Annotated in this window: 12 protein-coding genes; 6 read left to right on the top strand and 6 right to left on the bottom strand. The window is 67.3% G+C overall.

Annotated elements, in window-relative coordinates:
* Positions 1-84 precede the first annotated feature (84 nt).
* Positions 85-645, bottom strand: a complete 561-nt coding sequence (locus tag ACWDUN_RS10480; RefSeq protein ID WP_449928168.1) for a TetR/AcrR family transcriptional regulator — start codon at positions 643-645, stop codon at positions 85-87.
* A 169-nt stretch (positions 646-814) separates the two neighbouring features.
* Here ACWDUN_RS10480 and ACWDUN_RS10475 point away from each other — a divergent pair, with 169 nt between their 5' ends.
* Together ACWDUN_RS10475 and ACWDUN_RS10470 are read left to right on the top strand one after the other, a co-directional pair.
* Positions 815-3,655, top strand: a complete 2,841-nt coding sequence (locus ACWDUN_RS10475) for an ATP-binding protein (protein ID WP_449928166.1) — start codon at positions 815-817, stop codon at positions 3,653-3,655.
* A 91-nt stretch (positions 3,656-3,746) separates the two neighbouring features.
* A complete protein-coding gene (locus tag ACWDUN_RS10470; RefSeq protein ID WP_449928164.1) occupies positions 3,747-6,545 on the top strand; it encodes an AAA family ATPase in 2,799 nt (932 codons plus the stop codon).
* On the opposite strand, the gene ACWDUN_RS10465 is transcribed toward ACWDUN_RS10470, so the two are convergent.
* The 5 genes from ACWDUN_RS10465 to ACWDUN_RS10445 all read right to left on the bottom strand — a co-directional run bounded on the left by ACWDUN_RS10465 (position 6,539) and on the right by ACWDUN_RS10445 (position 12,184).
* Positions 6,539-8,479: a thiamine pyrophosphate-dependent enzyme gene (locus tag ACWDUN_RS10465; RefSeq protein WP_449928162.1), complete on the bottom strand. Its 1,941-nt coding sequence runs from the start codon at positions 8,477-8,479 to the stop codon at positions 6,539-6,541. The genes ACWDUN_RS10470 and ACWDUN_RS10465 overlap by 7 nt on opposite strands.
* Positions 8,476-10,092, bottom strand: a complete 1,617-nt coding sequence (locus ACWDUN_RS10460; protein WP_449928160.1) for a glutamate synthase-related protein — start codon at positions 10,090-10,092, stop codon at positions 8,476-8,478. The genes ACWDUN_RS10465 and ACWDUN_RS10460 overlap by 4 nt, the downstream gene beginning before the upstream one ends.
* Before the next feature lie 64 nt (positions 10,093-10,156).
* Entirely contained in the window at positions 10,157-10,636 is a 480-nt protein-coding gene (locus ACWDUN_RS10455) for a nitroreductase family deazaflavin-dependent oxidoreductase (protein ID WP_449928158.1), read from the bottom strand.
* Positions 10,637-10,645: 9 nt separating this feature from the next.
* The gene (locus tag ACWDUN_RS10450) at positions 10,646-11,017 is read right to left on the bottom strand and encodes a hypothetical protein (protein WP_449928156.1); all 372 of its coding nucleotides are present in this window, start codon (positions 11,015-11,017) and stop codon (positions 10,646-10,648) included.
* A 3-nt stretch (positions 11,018-11,020) separates the two neighbouring features.
* Positions 11,021-12,184 (bottom strand): steroid 3-ketoacyl-CoA thiolase, encoded by a 1,164-nt coding sequence (locus ACWDUN_RS10445; RefSeq protein WP_449928154.1) that lies wholly within the window; start codon positions 12,182-12,184, stop codon positions 11,021-11,023.
* 170 nt (positions 12,185-12,354) lie between these two features.
* Between ACWDUN_RS10445 and ACWDUN_RS10440 the strand changes: the two genes are divergently transcribed.
* From ACWDUN_RS10440 to ACWDUN_RS10425, 4 genes are read left to right on the top strand one after another with little or no spacing between them, the layout of a single operon-like run.
* Positions 12,355-13,599: a cytochrome P450 gene (locus tag ACWDUN_RS10440; protein ID WP_449928153.1), complete on the top strand. Its 1,245-nt coding sequence runs from the start codon at positions 12,355-12,357 to the stop codon at positions 13,597-13,599.
* A 10-nt stretch (positions 13,600-13,609) separates the two neighbouring features.
* Positions 13,610-14,608 (top strand): acyl-CoA dehydrogenase family protein, encoded by a 999-nt coding sequence (locus ACWDUN_RS10435; RefSeq protein ID WP_449928151.1) that lies wholly within the window; start codon positions 13,610-13,612, stop codon positions 14,606-14,608.
* Positions 14,608-15,771 (top strand): acyl-CoA dehydrogenase FadE29, encoded by a 1,164-nt coding sequence (fadE29, locus tag ACWDUN_RS10430; RefSeq protein WP_449928149.1) that lies wholly within the window; start codon positions 14,608-14,610, stop codon positions 15,769-15,771. Before ACWDUN_RS10435 ends, fadE29 begins: the two co-directional genes overlap by 1 nt.
* 28 nt (positions 15,772-15,799) lie before the next feature.
* Positions 15,800-16,759, top strand: coding sequence for a bifunctional MaoC family dehydratase N-terminal/OB-fold nucleic acid binding domain-containing protein (locus ACWDUN_RS10425; protein ID WP_449928147.1), 960 nt, complete (start codon positions 15,800-15,802; stop codon positions 16,757-16,759).
* The last annotated feature ends 2 nt before the right edge of the window (positions 16,760-16,761 follow it).

Here is a 16,761-nt window from a genome sequence, read left to right as displayed (position 1 = left end):
ACAGGTTCGCCGCGCAACCGTCGCTTTCGCGTCGGTGAAAATCCCTTACGTGGTCACCGGCCGCCACGGCCGGGGGGCGATCCGCTAGCGCACTCCCTGGAAGACGATCTGCAGGACACCGTCGATGTACGCAGGTTCGAGCGGCATAGCGTGGACCAGCCGGTACTCGACGACCCCGTAGAGCAGGTCGCGCATGGTCTGCCAATCGGCGTCGGCGCTCAATTCGCCGCGTTGCTGCGCCAGGGTGGCGCGGGCCCGGAAGTCCTCGATGTTCGGTCTTATGATCTCGTCGGAGAGGGCGTGCAGCAGGTCGGGATCGGACTGGCCGGCGGCGATGAGGCATCGGTAAGCCGGTCCGAAGCCGGTGGTCGTGATCAGATCCAGGATGGCTGTCAGCTGGGTCCGAACGTCGGCGATGATGTCGCCGGTGTCGGGCAGGGTGACGACAGTGCTGAGGCTGTCGGTTACCGCTTCGAGTATCACCGCACCTTTGGACGGCCACCAGCGGTAGATCGTCTGTTTGCTCACGCCTGCTCGCCTGGCGATCGCTTCGATCGAGATGTCGTCGTACCCGAGCTCGCCGATCATCGAGATGGACGCGTCGAGGATGGCACGACGCGAACGCTCGCTTCGGTTGGCCGGCATATCGCACACCGTAAACGAGCGAGGGCTCTTCCGGATGCGATACGGTGCGGTCCGTATTGACACGGCGCGAACCGTCTCGTACGTTTCGATGGTCGGCGTCGCGTTCCCGGTCGAGGGTCACAACCCTCTGCTCGGTACGGATATTCAGCGTCGTAGGAAGGCGCCCTCCGTGTATGTCGGACTGATCGACTCAGGCGATGAGGCCTTGCCCACGCACCGGCCGTCGGTGCGGGTGGCGCGTGGAATGTGGGACGCCCGGACCGGCCAGCACGGCGGGGGCTTGCTGGGTCGCCGCGCAGAACTCGACGCGATCGACCGACTCCTGGCCGAGGCGCCCGCGGGACGCAGCGGCGTGCTCGTGGTCCGCGGGGAAGCGGGCATCGGAAAATCGGCTCTGCTGCAGCACGCCCACGACACCGCTGTCTCCCTGGGAATCCGGATAGGGACCTCGGTCGGCGTGGAGTCCGAGACGCAGTTCGCGTTTGCCGGCGTGCACCGGTTGTGCGCACCGCTGCTCGAGCGCATCGAAACGCTGCCGCAACCCCAACAGACCGCGCTGGGCGTTGCGTTGGGTAATCGGTCCGGCGCCGCGCCCGACCGGTTCTTGGTCGGGCTCGCCGTCCTCAATCTCCTCGCAGAAGAGGGGCCGATGCTGTGCCTCGTCGACGACGCACAATGGTTGGACCAGGCGTCGGCGCAAGTTCTCGCGTTCGTGGCGCGCCGCGTCGTCGCCGAGCGGATGGTGTTGATGTTCGCGGTGCGCGACCCCTGCGAAAGCGGCGGCAACCTGTTCGCCGGGTTGCCCGAGGTGAGCCTGAATGGTCTCCAGGACGCTGATGCCCGGACATTGCTGTCGACCGCCGTCCGCGCCCCGCTCGACCGCGGGGTCCGCGACCGCATCATCGCCGAGGCGCGCGGAAATCCGTTGGCCCTGCTGGAATTGCCCACCGGGGTGCAGCTGGCCGGTGGCTTCGAACGCCCCGACGCCATGAGTGTTCCGCGCCGCATCGAGGAAACTTACCGGCGGCGCTCCGGCAGCCTTCCGGCCGAGACGCAACAACTGATGCTGGTGGCTGCCTCCGAGCCGACCGGTGATGTAGCCCTGCTCTGGCGAGCGGCTGAGCATCTCGGGATCGACTGCGAGGCAGCCGCATTCGCAGAGAACGCGGGGCTGCTCGAGGTCGGCGACCGAGTTCGGTTCCGCCATCCGCTCGTGCGTTCGGCGGTCTACCGTGCCGCCACGGCACCGGAGCACCGTCGGGTTCATCGCGCCCTGGCAGCCGCCACCGACCCGAAGACCGATCCGGACCGCCGCGCCTGGCATCGCGCACAATCGGTGCTCGGTACCGACGAGGGCGCCGCCGCCGACCTGGAGCGTTCTGCCGGTCGTGCATTGGACCGCGGCGGATTCGGCGCCGCGGCTGCGTTCCTTCGGCGCGCGACCGACCTGACGCCGGAGCCTGGCCATCGGGCGAGACGCGCGCTGGATGCTGCCAACGCCAAGCACTGCGCCGGCGCGCCGCGTGCGGCGCTGACACTGCTGGAGAGTGTGGACGCCGGACACCTCGACGCGCTGCAGCACGCCCGTCTGGCACTGCTGCGCGCCCAGACCACATTCCACCTCACCCAGGGATGTGAGGCGCCGGCCATGCTGCTGAACGCCGCCCGGATGTTGGATCCCCTGGACCCCGCATTGGCTCGGGAGACCTACCTGCAGGCCCTGGACGCGGCGACCATCACCGGTGGCTCGGGCGTGGGGCCCAGCCTGTTGGAGATCGCCGAAACCGCCAAGGCTGCAACCGTGCCGACCGGATCGCCTGGGCCGGTGGACCTACTGCTCGGTGGGTTGGTGGCCGTGCACACGCAAGGATTCGACGCCGGAACCCCTGCCCTGCGGCGGGCGCTCGAGGCATTCCGTGAGCACGTGCCGGCGGTCGAGACCGTCCGGGCCGGTGACGCCGGCAATTGGCTGTGGCTGGCCACGCGAACCGCTGCGGCACTGTTCGACGACGAACTGGCCATCGTTCTGGCCGATCGCTACGTACGACTCGCACGCGAAGCCGGTGCCCTCGCCACGTTGCCCGCCGCGCTGGTTACCGCGTCATGCACGCGGATCTACACCGGTGAACTCTCCCGCGCCGCCGAGTTCGCGGACGAAGCCGCCGAGATATCGGCGGCAACGGGTGTCAAGCCGCTGAGCTACGCGCGCACGCTGCTGGACGCGTGGCGTGGCGTCGGTTCACCGACCGGTGAGCGGTCCGCCACCGGTTCCACCGAGGCGACGCAATGCCCCCGGGGTATCGAGGCCTCCGTGGCCATGAGTGCGATGGCGGTGCTGCACAACGGCCTCGGTAACTATCAGGCAGCGCAGAACGCCGCTTCCCGAGCACGTGACACCTACGAGCCATCGGTCAGATGTCAGGCCCTCCACGAACTCGTCGAGGCCGCCGCCCGAACAGGCGATTCAGCATCCGCTGCCGATGCCATGGAAGAGCTCAGCATGCGAGCCCGGGCCGGCGGTACCGACTGGGCACACGGTGTCGCCGCCCGATCGCGTGCGCTGACCAGCACGGGGTACGAAGCCGAGAAGCACTATCGCGAGGCCATCGCGCGGCTGCAACGTTGCCGGATGGGTGCTTTCCTGGCCCGCTCCCACCTCGTCTTCGGTGAGTGGCTGCGTCGGGAAGGCCGCCGCCACGACGCCCGTGAACAACTTCGTACCGCGCACGCCCTCCTGGCCGACATGGGGGCGGAAGCCTTCGCGGCACGCGCCGCCCGCGAGCTGCGTGCCACCGGTGAGCATCCGCGCAAACGGACCGCCCAACCCACCGACGCGCTCACCGCCCAGGAACTGACCATCGCCCGACTGGTCGCGACCGGGGCAACTTCCCGTGAGGTCGGTGCGCAACTCTTCTTGAGCCCACGCACGATCGAAACCCACCTGCGCAACATCTTCCGCAAACTCGGCATCACCTCGCGTCGACAACTGAGGGAGCTGCCACCGACTTGAACCAGAGCAGATCTTGAGTCTTTGCTGCCGACACGGCATCTCGCTCGAACCACAGCAGATGATGCTCGGACACTCTTGCGTTAGGAGGGGCATGCGGTCATCGACGTCGATGGCACGCGAGGGATCGGCTGCGCCCATCATCGGTCGGTCCGCTCTGGTGCGCCTGGTCGGTCAGGTGGCCGAAGGTGCGGCCGACGCGCCTCAGGGGATCGTTCTGGTGGGTGAGCCCGGTATCGGGAAGTCGAGGCTGCTGCGGCACGCCATGTCCCGGGTGTCCACGCCATCCCGGGTACTGTTCGCTGCCGGGACCGAGCCCGGTCACGTGCCGCCGTTCACGGCGTTGGCGGAGATTCTCCGACCCATCGCCGACCGCGTCGCGGAACTGCCGCCACCGCTACGCGACGCGCTGCGCGGTGTGATGAGCGCCGACGTTGACAGCGCGGTACCGGGTCCCGCGCTGATCCAGCAGGCCGTGCTGGCGCTGCTGACCGCCGCCGGCCAGGCACTGGTGTTGGTGCTGGACGATTTCGACCGGCTCGATCCGGACTCACGCCAGGTCCTGGGCTATGTGCTCGGCCGTATTCCGCACCTACCGATACGCATCCTGATGAGTGCCCGACAACTGGACCTTCTGGCCGGACTCGATTCCGCACTGACGGTCCTCGACATCCCGGCACTGTCGAACGGCGAAGCGGCACAGCTGATCGAAGCGCAGTCGGTCATACCTCATCCGAGCGTGGTCGGCGAGATCATCCGGTGGTCCGGGGGTAACCCCATGGCGATCATCGCGTCCGCACAGTTCTACGGCAGATCCGGCTCGGACGTCTTCCGGGTCTACGGCACGGTCGGTGGCGGATTCGCCCGTGCCTTGTTCGCCACCCAGTTGTCCGAACTGCCGGCCGACGCCCGCCGATTGGTCGTCTTTGCAGCGGCCGGCGCCGGATATGAGGACGTCGACATACTCACCGCCGCAGCAGGTCATGGCGACCAACTGGACCGCTGGGACCCTGCGATCGCGGCCGGGATCGTCACTATCGACGACGATCGCCGAATTCGGTTCGGTCAGCCACTGATTCGCAGTGTCGCCTACGCCGAGGCCGACCGCGAGGAACGCAACGCGGCGCACATGGCGCTGGCCGCATCGCCGCTCCTCGACGACTTCTGCCGCGCCTGGCATCGGGCCGCCGCGGCAACGGGGCCCGACGAGACCGTTGCCGCCCTGCTGGAACAGGCTACGCACCAGTCCCGAAGGCGCGGCGGCTACTTGGAGGTCGCCCGTGCGCTGCAGCGCGCCGGCGAGCTGAGTCCCGACGGTGCCGACGCGGCCCGCCGATTCACCATCGCGGCCGCGGCGGCGAACTTCGGTGGCGACCCGGCCTGGGCGCAGGCTCTGAGCGAAGGCGCGCTGCAGCATTCGGACGACCCGGAGATCACTGGGCAAGCGGTGCTGACCCGCGCCTCGATCCTGGTGCAGGCTGCCCGCCCCGCAGAGGCATACGACGCCATCCGCGGCCATCTCGACGGTAGTGGGCCGACCGACAGCCGGTTGCGGCTCGGTCTGCTCTATGTCGCGGCCACGGCTGCCCACTATTCGGGGAACCACGCCGAGCGGTCGAACCTGCGGCGCTGGCTCGACGAGACGGCCGACGCCACCGGATCCCCGACGGCTTTCTCGATGCCGCTGCCCGCGGAGTCGATCCCGTTGCAACGCGAGTACATCCAGATGTACGCCGACGGCGTCGACCGGCCCGCGCAGTGGGACCGGCGCTGGCTGCAGCCGATGGCCGCCGCCGTGGAGCCGTATCGCCGGCTGATCGTCGGTGAGATGGCCCACGTGACCGAGGACAGTGCGCTGGCCGTGGCCGAGCTACGGGAGGCGGTCCGCCAACTCACGGCCACGGGCGGTATGCGCGGATTCACCTACGCGATGGCCGCACTGGCCTGGTCGTTGCTGGATACCGGCCGCTGGTCCGAACTGGACGAACTGCTGGACGAGGTCGGAAGCCTCTGTGTCGTCTACGATCTCGCCCTGTTGCACACCGAGAGCCATGTGGTGCGGGCTCACCTGCTGGCCGTCCGCGGTGACACCGGCGGCGCCGACGCCGCACTCGACGATGCCGCGCGGATGATGGCGGACAAGGGCGGTGTGGCGACCGCCGTGGCGCTGGCCCGGGCGATCGGATGGAGCGCCCTGGCCCATGGTGACTTCGACACCGCTTATCGGTCGTTCCGGCAGTTGTTCGACGCCGACGGTGTGCCCGCGCACTTCGTGGTGTCACACCGTGGTGTAGCCGATCTGGCATGGGCGGGAGTGCGGGGCGGGCACACAGACGAGGCGCGATCGCTGATCGCCGCAATCGGCCGGAATCTGGGGTCGCGTCCGCCGGACCGGTTGCGGCTGTTGCGGCATCAGGCACTGGCGCTGACCGCGTCGGCCGGCCTGGCCGAACGTCACCATAGGCTCGCGGTCACCGACCCGGCCGGTGACCAGTGGCCTCTGGAACGGGCGCGCGCTCGTCTGCACTACGGGGAATGGCTACGCCGGGTCCGGCGGCCGGCCCAAGCCCGGACCCAGCTGACGACCGCCTTGAAGGTGTTCGAGCGACTCGGTGCGGTTCCGCTGCAGGAGATTGCGCGCGCCGAGTTGCGGGCGGCGGGGATCTCCGGGGCCGGTGCACGGGCAGTCGACGGCCTGGACTCGCTGACGGCTCAGGAGCGCCAGATCGTGACGCTGGCAGCATCCGGTCTCACCAATCGTGAGATCGGCCAACGGTTCAACCTCTCGCCGCGGACAATCGCCTCGCACCTCTACAAGGTGTATCCCAAGCTCGGCGTCAGCCGCCGCCATCAGCTCCGGGATATCGTCGACGTGGATCGGCCGGGTCAGTGACCGGACGGGTCGGTGAGGATCTCGACCAGTGCAGGGCCTGGGTGATCCAGCGCCGCAGCGATTGCCGGCCCGAGGTCGCGGGCGTCGGTCACCCGGGCGCCGTGTGCGCCGCAGTTACGGGCGTAGGCCGCAAAGTCGGGATTGTGTAGCGATGTCTGCCACACCGAGTATTCGGCGCTGCGCTGTTCCTCGCTGATCTTCGCCAGTTCGCCGTTGTTGAGCAGGATGTGGGTGATGTTCATGCCGTATTTCACGGCGGTGGTGATCTCGGCAAGGTACTGACCGAAACCACCGTCGCCGGTGATGGCGATGATCGGACGGTCGGGGGCGGCTGCCCAGGCCCCCATGGCTGCGGGAAATCCGAAACCGATGGAACCGAGATACCCCGACATCAGCACCGACTGTTCCTTTGCCTCGAAGTACCTGCCGAAGGCGTAGGCATGGTTGCCGACGTCGACCGCCAGAACGGCATGCTCGGGCAGCTGCCCGGACAGTGTCTCAAAAATGGTTGCCGCGGAGATCTTTCCGCCCGGCGCGCGAATGGCGCGGCGGGCCTTCTCGGTGCGCCAGACCGACCACCGTTCGGCGACTTCCGTCCGTTGGTCGACGAGCGCGGAATGCGGTCGCGCAGCGTCCAAGAACGCCGAGGCGGTCACCCCGACGTCACCGAGTACCGGAACCTCGACCGGACGGAACCGCCCCAGCATCATCGGGTCGGTGTCGACCTGGATGGTCGGCTTGTACGGGGAGATGCCGGTGTGGTTGGAAAACGATGCACCGAAGACCAGGATCAGGTCCGCCTTGTTCATCATCCACGAGGCCACCGGGGTGCCTGATCGCCCCAACACCCCGCAGGCCAGCGGATGGCTGTCCGGTATCTGTCCTTTCGCCTTGAAGGTGGTCAACACCGGCGCGTGCAGGCGTTCGGCGAGAGCGGTCACAGCCGGCATGTCGAATCTCGCGCCGGCCCCGACGACGATGACCGGCCGAAGCGCGGTGTTGATCAGTTCGCGGGCCCGCTCCAGCGCCTCGGCGGGCGGCGCCACCCGCAAGTCGGGGATGCGCCCTGCGGGGCTCGACGGCGCCGCGGAGTCGGGCAACACCTGAACCTCGTCGGGAAGCACCAGGTGTGCGACGCCGCGTTCCAGGATGGCGTGCTTGAGTGCCATCGTCATCAGTTCGGCATGATCAGATCCGGCGCGGACCATGGCCGAGTAGACGGTCACATCGGCGAATGCGGCGAGCAGGTCGATGTCCTGAAAGGCACCCTTGCCTGCCACCGCGGAGTCGACGTTCCCGGAAATCGCCAGTACCGGTGCCCGGTCGGAGCGGGCGTCGTACAGACCGGTGAGCAGATTGGTCGAGCCAGGTCCGGCGATACCGAAACATACGGCGGGCCGGCCGGTGAGCTTGCCATACGCGGCCGCGGCGAACGCCGCTGCGCCCTCGTGTCGGATCCCGAAATACTTTAGCTTGCTTGTGGTTTCGGCGCGGTGAAACGCTTCGGCGATACCGAGGTTGGAATGGCCGACCATGCCGAACACCGTGTCGACGCCCCAGTTGGTCATCGTCTCGACCAGTACGTCGCTGACGGTGCGGGCGCGGTCCGCGGACTCCGGCACCTGGACGTAGACACCGTCGTCGCGCACTTCGACCGGATAGGTGGGGACGTCGAAATCCGGTCCGCCGGCCGCTTCGCCGGTAAATGGGTCGAAGTCGAAACCGTGCCACGGACAACGGATCTTGTCGTTCTCCAGCGTCCCCTGGCCCAGCGGGCCGCCCTGGTGCGGGCACCGGTTGTCGACGGCGCCGTACCGGCCGTCGAGTTTGGTCAGGGCCACGGTCTTGAGCCCGGCCGGGCACACCGTCACCTCGCCGTCGTCGAGTGCGTCGATGTCGACGGCCTTGTGCCAGCGGGCGTCCGGGGTCGTCAAAGTGCCATTGCTCCTGCATAGGGGACCCCGCTGAGGTAGGCGAAGTCACGGTCGTAGGTGACGAGATCGTCGAGTCGTAGATCGGCGAGGCGCCGATGCCCACAGGCCCGGGCCAGCACCTTCATCAGGTCGACGGTGGCGTGCAGGAAGCGGTCCAGGCGTTCGGCCGCCAGTCGCACGGGCAGGCGTTCGCGCAACCGAGGATCCTGGGTGGCGATACCGACCGGGCAGGTGTTGGTGTTGCAGGCGCGCATGCCGACACATCCGATGGCCTGCAGTGCCGCGTTGGACAGGCCGATCGCATCGGCGCCCAGTGCCAGCGCCTTGACCATGTCGGCCGGAGTTCGGATTCCACCGGTGACGGCCAGGGTGATCCCGCCCGCGTCGCTGCGGTCGAGGTGGCGTCGCGCCCGCGCCAGCGCCGGGATGGTCGGCACCGAGATGTTGTCGCGGAAGATCGTCGGTGCGGCTCCCGTCCCGCCGCCGCGACCGTCGAGGATCAGGTAGTCGACACCGATGGCGAGGGCGGCATCGATATCGTGCTCGATGCGCTGGGCGCTCATCTTGTAGCCGACCGGGATACCGCCGGACACCTCGCGTACCTGAGCGGCGAAGTCGGCGAACTGGCCGAGCGACGTCCAATCCGGGAAGCGGGCCGGTGAGATGGCGGCGGTGCCCGGCGGCAGCCCCCGGACCTCGGCGATCTTGCCGACGACCTTGCTACCGGGCAGGTGGCCGCCGGTTCCGGTCTTGGCCCCCTGGCCGCCTTTGAAATGGAAGGCCTGTACCTGGCGGATGCGGTCGAAGCTCCAGCCGAACCGGCCCGATGCCAGCTCGTAGAAGTATCTGGAGTTGGCCTGCTGCTCCTCGGGCAGCATGCCGCCCTCCCCGGAGCAGATGCCGGTCCCGGCCAGTTCGGCACCCATCGCAAGAGCGGTCTTGGCCTCCTCGGAGAGTGCGCCGAAACTCATATCGCTGACGAACAGCGGGATGTCGAGGACCAGCGGCCGTTCGGCCTTCGGACCGATCACCGTCGTCGCATCCACGTCCTCGTGGTCGAGCAGCGGCAGCCGGGCGAGCTGTGCGGTCACGATCTGGATCGAATCCCAGGATGGCAGCTGATCGCGGGGCACGCCCATCGCCGCCGCCGCGCCGTGGCTGCCGACCCGGCTCAGGCCGTGCGCAGCCAACTCGTGGATCGCCGTGACGAAGGGTTCCTCGGCGGTGTCCGACGGCGCGACCCACCTGCCCTGATACCCGTCGTCACCGTCGGTTTGCGGGTTCGCCCGAGCGAACTCCGTCACCGCGGCATGGTCGACGTACACGTCGTCACCGGTGACCCACACCGGGAACTTCCTCAGTGCGACAGTCGGATTCACCGGCGAGACGCCGGTGTCGGCGTCGTACCGCCAGCCGTGCACCCCGCAGACCAGCAGGTCGCCGTCGATGTGGCCGTCGGACATCAGGGCGCCGCGGTGGCCGCATCTGCCGTACAGCGCCGAGACGGCATCCCCGCGGCGGATCAGCACCAGGTCGACGCCTGACACAGTCACCGGGTGCGGCGATTCCTCGGGTAATCCCGACAACGAGGTCACGCGCAGGGCCGACTCCATGCGGGTGACTATCGCGCACGCACGGTGCGTGCACATCAGTCAGATGACTGACGGCCTCGCGGCGCTACGCCGGGTCGCAGATCAGGATCGGGATCTTCCGCTCGGTGTAGGAGCGGTAGTTCGCGAAGTCCGGATACATGGCGTCGAGCTTGGGCCAATACTCGTCGCGCTCGGCGTCGGTCGCCTCCCGGGCCACCAGCTCCAGCTTCTCCTTCTTGGTCTGGAAGGAGATGTTCGGGTTGGCCTTCAGGTTCAGGTACCACATCGGATTGGTGGCCCGGCCACCCTGCGAGGCGACCAGCACGATGCGCCGGCCTTCCTGCAGGAACAACAGCGGACTGTCCCTAGGCTCCCCGGACTTGCGGCCGATGGTGGTGAGGATGCCGACCTCGGCGCCGCGCAGGAACTTGTTGCCGAGCCTGCCGCCCGACTTCTTGAACAGCCAGGTATTGGCGCGCGACATCCACTTGATGCCGGTGCCGACTGCCTTCGAGTTGAGGCCTTCGACCTGTTTGGGGCTCAGGGGCTTGGGTGGTGTGGCCATTGCGGAACCCTATCGGCTGATGAACGGCTTCAGCGATGCCCGGATGTGGTGGATCCGAGGGTCGTCGACCGGGATATGGAAGGTCTCGTCGACATGCGAGCACACCCGCCGCCCGAAAAGGCGCGGTTTGGTCAGCACGTCGAACTCGGCGCGGATGTGGTCGCCGTCGACGGTGAACTTCGGTGGTGTGGTCTTCTCGATCACCTTGAACTGCGGGCCGTTGTTCAGGCTGCGGCGCAGATGCTCTCCCGAGCGTCCGGTCTTGAGCCCCATCTCGATGCGGATGCAGTCCGGGTGGAACGGGACCGTGTCGGCCCGATGGCTGGACAGCGCGTCGATATAGGCCTGGGCGGCGGCGATGCGTTCGGCGTCGGAGGCCAAGGCTCAGATCCGCTCGATGATGGTGCCCGTGCTGAGAGCTCCGCCGGCACACATGGTGATCAGCGCGGTGCTCTGATCGGTGCGCTCCAGCTCGTGCAGCGCGGTGGTGATCAGGCGCGCGCCGGTGGAGCCGACGGGGTGGCCGAGCGCGATCGCGCCACCGTTGACGTTGACCTTGTCCATGTCGGCGCCGTGCACCTGGGCCCAGGACAGCACCACCGAGGCGAACGCCTCGTTGATCTCGACCAGATCGATGTCGCCGATCTTCATCCCCGCCTTCTCCAGCACCTTCGCCGTCGACTGCACCGGACCGTCGAGGTGGTAGTAGGTCTCCGACCCCACGTTGGCCTGCGCCACGATGCGGGCGCGGGGCTTGAGCCCCAGCGCCTTCGCCTTGTCCTCGTCCATCCACAGCACCGCGGCCGCGCCATCGGAGATCTGCGAGGACGTGCCCGCGGTGTGCAGGGCGCCGTCCATCACCGGCTTGAGCGAGGCGAGACCCTCGGCGGTGGTGTCCCGTAGGCCCTGGTCACGGGTGACCGGCGCCCATTCGTCGGTCGGCCGCTTGTTCTCGTCGAGGACCGGCGCCGAGATCGGGGAGATCTCGCGGTCGAATCGCCCTTCATCCCAGGCGCGCTTGGCCTTGGCCTGCGAAGCCAGCCCGAAGGCGTCCAGATCGGCGCGGGTGATGCCGCGGCGCTTGGCGATCCGCTCGGCGGCCTCGAACTGGTTCGGCATGTCGATGTCCCACGACGAGGCGCGGATGATGCTGCGGTCGGGACCGGCGTTGGCGCCCAGGCCCACCCGGCTCATGGCCTCGATACCGCAGGCGATGCCGATGTCGATGGCGCCGGTGGCGATCAGCCCAGCGACCAGATGGTTGGCCTGCTGGGCGCTGCCGCACTGGCAGTCGATGGTGGTGGCGCCGACATGCTCGGGCAGACCCGCGGTCAACCAGCCGACGCGGGTGATGTTGTTGGACTGCTCGCCGAACTGGGTGACGCAGCCGCCGATGAGCTGCTCCACATCTCCGGCTTCGATGCCGGCCTTCTCGACGAGAGCCTTCTGGACGGCCCCCATCAACTCGGTGGCGTGCAGGCCGGACAGCCAGCCGTTGCGCTTGCCGATCGGGCTGCGGGTGGCTTCGACGATGACAGGATTACCCATGCTTGTCAGGCTAGAACACGTTTCATTACTCTGACAAGCGACGATGCTGCCGCGCCTTTTATCTGCGGTGAAGGCATGTTTCAATGGTTCGCAAGTGGCACTAGAAGGAATTGTCTCGGTATCCGTAGTCGCCAGCAGACATGCCCCGATTTGAGCAAGGAGATCTCCGCATGGCCAGCCCCAACCTGCCCGAAGGCTTCGACCCGCTGGACGCCAGTCTGAACCTCGAACGCCTCCCCGTCGAGGAACTGGCAGAGATTCGTCGCGCCGAGCCCATCCACTGGGTCGACGTGCCCGGTGGCACCGGCGGCTTCGGCGACAAGGGCTACTGGATCGTCACCAAGCACGCCGACGTCAAAGAGGTGTCCAAGCGCAGCGATGTGTTCGGCAGCTCGCCCGACGGTGCCATCCCGGTCTGGCCGCAGGAAATGCAGCGCGACGCCATCGACCTGCAGAAGGCCGTGCTGCTGAACATGGACGCCCCGCAGCACACCCGGCTGCGCAAGATCATCTCCCGCGGTTTCACCCCGCGCGCGGTGGGTCGGCTCGAAGACGAACTGCGCAACCGCGCTCGCAACATTGCGGAAACCGCCGCCGCCGACGGGGTCGGTGACTTCGTCGAGCAGGTCGCCAGCGAGCTGCCGCTGCAGGCCATCGCCGAGCTGCTCGGTGTGCCGCAGGAGGATCGCGACAAGCTGTTCCGGTGGTCCAACGAGATGACCGCCGGGGAAGACCCCGAGTACGCCGATATCGATCCGGCGATGTCCTCGTTCGAGCTCATCACCTACGCCATGAAGATGGCCGAGGAACGGTCGAAGAACCCGACCGAGGACATCGTGACGAAGCTGATCGAGGCCGATATCGACGGTGAGAAGCTCTCCGACGACGAGTTCGGCTTCTTCGTCGTCATGCTGGCGGTCGCCGGCAATGAGACCACCCGCAACTCGACCACACACGGCATGATCGCGTTCGCGCAGCACCCCGATCAGTGGGAGCTGTACAAGAAGGAGCGGCCCGGTACCGCGGCCGACGAGATCATCCGTTGGGCCACACCGGTGTCGGCGTTCCAGCGCACCGCGCTGGAGGACACCGAACTCAACGGCGTGAAGATCAAGAAGGGTGAGCGGGTGGTGATGTCCTACCGCTCGGCCAACTTCGACGAGGAGGCCTTCGAGAACCCGCACGAGTTCAACATCCTGCGCGACCCGAACCCGCATGTCGGGTTCGGTGGCACCGGTGCGCACTACTGCATCGGCGCCAACCTGGCCCGGATGACCATCAATCTGATCTTCAACGCCATCGCCGATGTGATGCCGGACATCAAACCGATCGGTGAACCCGAGCGCCTGAAGTCCGGTTGGCTCAACGGGATCAAGCACTGGCAGGTCGACTACACCGGCGCGTCGGCAAGCTAGGGGCACGCGGGTGGATTTCACGCCGAACGCTGAGCAGCAGGCCGTCGCCGATGTGGTGACCTCGGTGCTGGAGCGGGACAACAGTTGGGACGCACTGGTTTCCGGCGGTGTGGCCGCCTTGGCCGTGCCGGAGCGCCTCGGTGGCGATGGACTCGGACTGCCCGAGGTCACCACCGCGCTGACCGAGATCGGGCGGCACGGCACCACCGGGGCGGCGCTGGCCACCCTCGGCTTGGGATTGCTGCCCCTGCTCGAGCTGGCCTCCGAAGCACAGCAGGATCGTTACCTCGCCGAGGTCGCCAAGGGCGCTGTGCTCAGCGCCGCGCTCAACGAACCCGGTGTCTCGCTGCCGGAGAACCCCTCGGTGACGCTTTCCGACGGCAAGCTGACCGGCACCAAAACCGGTGTGCCTTATGCCGAAACCGCGAAGTGGCTACTGGTGACCGCGGCCGGCGGGGTTGCGGTGATCGCGCCGACGGCCGCGGGGGTGACGCTGACCAAGACGCCGGCCGCCAACGGCACCGATGAGTATGTGGTGGTGTTCGACGGGGCGCAGGTCGATGGCGTGCTCGACGGCGCGACGACGCACCGGGTCAACCAGTTGGCGCTCGCAGGCATCGGTGCGTTCGCCGCCGGCCTGGTCGCCGGTGCGTTGCGGCTGACCGCCGATTATGTCGCGACCCGCGAGCAGTTCGGCCGCCCGCTGTCGACCTTCCAGACCGTCGCCGCGCAGCTGTCGGAGATCTACATCGCGTCGCGCACCATCGCCCTGGTGTCGACGTCGGTGGTCTATCGGCTCACCGAGGGGCTCGACGCCGACGACGATCTGGCTCTGCTCGGATACTGGGTGAGCTCGCAGGCCCCACCGGCGATGCGGCTGTGCCACCACCTGCACGGCGGTATGGGTATGGACATCACCTACCCGATGGACCGTTACTTCTCATCGATCAAGGACCTGACCCGGTTGCTCGGCGGTCCCTCGTATCGGCTTGATCTGGTAGGAGCCTGATGTACATCGAACTGACGCCAGAACAGCGCAAGCTGCAGGACGAACTGCGCGAGTACTTCTCGACGCTGGTCACCCCCGAAGAGGCCGCGGCGATGGAGTCCGATCGGCACAACGAGACCTACCGCACGGTGATCAAACGGATGGGCAGCGACGGCAAGCTCGGTGTGGGCTGGCCCAAGGAGTACGGCGGCCTCGGCTTCGGCCCCATCGAGCAGCAGATCTTCATCAATGAGGCCAATCGCGCCGATATCCCGTTGCCGATGGTGACGCTGCAGACGGTGGGTCCCACCCTGCAGGTGCACGGCACCGAGGCGCAGAAGAAGAAGTTCCTCCCCGGAATCCTCTCCGGCGAGGTGCATTTCGCTATCGGGTACTCCGAGCCGGAGGCCGGCACCGACCTCGCCGCACTGCGCACCACCGCGGTCCGCCACGGTGACGAGTACATCGTCAACGGCCAGAAGATGTGGACCACCGGCGCCCATGACGCCGACTACATCTGGCTGGCCTGTCGCACCGATCCGGAAGCCGCCAAGCACAAGGGCATCTCGATCCTGATCGTCGACACCAAGGACCCCGGTTACTCCTGGACGCCGATCATCCTGAGCGACGGCGCGCACCACACCAACGCCTCGTACTACAACGATGTGCGGGTACCGGCCGACATGCTGGTCGGTGAGGAGCACGGTGGCTGGAAGCTGATCACCACCCAGCTCAACCACGAGCGGGTGGGTCTGGGCCCGGCGGGGCGCATCGCCGGTATCTACGACGAGGTCTACGAGTGGGCGTCCACGCCCGGATCGGACGGCGTGGTACCCGTCGAGCAGGAGGGCGCGTGTCGGTTGCTCGGCCAGATCAAGTCGATCTGGCGCGTCAACGAACTGCTCAACTGGCAGGTCGCGGCGTCCGGGGAGACCATCGCCGTCGCCGATGCAGCCGCGACGAAAGTCTTTTCCACCGAACGCATCCAGGAGGTCGGCCGGCTGGCCGAGGAGGTGGTCGGGCGTTACGGCAATCCGGCGGACCCGCATACCGCCAGGCTGCTGGATTGGCTGGACAAGATGACCAAGCGCAATCTGGTCATCACCTTCGGCGGCGGTGTCAACGAGGTGATGCGCGAGATGATCGCCGCGGCCGGTCTCAAGGTGCCGAGGGTCCCGCGATGAGCGCTTGCGCGAAGAGCAGAGGGCACAGATGAGCGATCTACAGCAGGGCATCGAGCAGATCCTGTCGTCGGGTACCAGTCAGCCCACGGTGGCGCGGGATCCGGTGAACCAGCCGATGATCCACCATTGGGTGGATGCCATCGGCGACACGAACCCGATCTACGTCGACGAGGACGCGGCAAAGGCCGCCGGCCACGACGGTATCGTCGCCCCGCCGGCGATGATCCAGGTGTGGACCATGATGGGGTTGGGACGCACCCGCTCCGACGATGATCCGCTGGGGCGGGCGATGAAGATGTTCGACGACGCCGGGTATGTCGGTGTGGTCGCCACCAACTGTGATCAGACCTATCACCGGTATCTGCAGCCCGGTGAGCAGGTCGTGATGAGCGCCGAGATCGTCGGCATCGTCGGACCGAAGCAGACCGCCCTCGGCGAGGGGTATTTCATCAACCAAAAGATCCGCTGGCACGTGGGTGACGAGGAAGTCGCCGACATGGACTGGCGCATCATGAAGTTCCTGCCTGCGGCCAACGCGGCGAAGGCCGAAACGGCCGATATCCCCGAGGATCTCGACCCGGACAAGCTGATGCGGCCGTCGTCCTCGCGCGACACGAAGTTCTTCTGGGACGGTGTCAACGCACACGAGTTGCGCATCCAGCGTCGTCCCGACGGCACCCTGCAGCACCCGCCGGTGCCCGCCGTGTGGGCCGACAAGGATTCGCCTGCCGACTATCTCGTCTCCTCCGGGAGGGGCACGGTGTTCAGCTACGTCGTACACCACGCGCCGCAGGTCCCGGGCCGCACGCTGCCATTCGTCATCGCGCTGGTCGAGCTGGAAGAAGGCGTGCGCATGCTGGGTGAGCTGCGCGGCGTCGACGCTGAGCAGGTCAAGATCGGAATGCCGGTCACCGCTACGTATATCGACTTTCCTGACAGCGAGATCAGCCCGGCTTGGACGTTGTACGCATGGGAGCCGCAAGCATGACG

This window comes from Mycobacterium sp. NPDC003323, assembly GCF_053589535.1.
This window is presented reverse-complemented; position numbering and strand designations above follow the sequence as displayed.

Bases quoted from the DNA above. Each gene is read 5' to 3' on its own strand.
- ACWDUN_RS10470 (WP_449928164.1), top strand. From the start codon at position 3,747: ATGCGGTCATCGACGTCGATGGCACGCGAGGGATCGGCTGCGCCCATC.
- ACWDUN_RS10455 (WP_449928158.1), bottom strand. From the start codon at position 10,636: ATGGCCACACCACCCAAGCCCCTGAGCCCCAAACAGGTCGAAGGCCTC.
- fadE29 (WP_449928149.1), top strand. From the start codon at position 14,608: ATGTACATCGAACTGACGCCAGAACAGCGCAAGCTGCAGGACGAACTG.
- ACWDUN_RS10480 (WP_449928168.1), bottom strand. From the start codon at position 645: ATGCCGGCCAACCGAAGCGAGCGTTCGCGTCGTGCCATCCTCGACGCG.
- ACWDUN_RS10460 (WP_449928160.1), bottom strand. From the start codon at position 10,092: ATGGAGTCGGCCCTGCGCGTGACCTCGTTGTCGGGATTACCCGAGGAA.
- ACWDUN_RS10445 (WP_449928154.1), bottom strand. From the start codon at position 12,184: ATGGGTAATCCTGTCATCGTCGAAGCCACCCGCAGCCCGATCGGCAAG.
- ACWDUN_RS10425 (WP_449928147.1), top strand. From the start codon at position 15,800: ATGAGCGATCTACAGCAGGGCATCGAGCAGATCCTGTCGTCGGGTACC.
- ACWDUN_RS10440 (WP_449928153.1), top strand. From the start codon at position 12,355: ATGGCCAGCCCCAACCTGCCCGAAGGCTTCGACCCGCTGGACGCCAGT.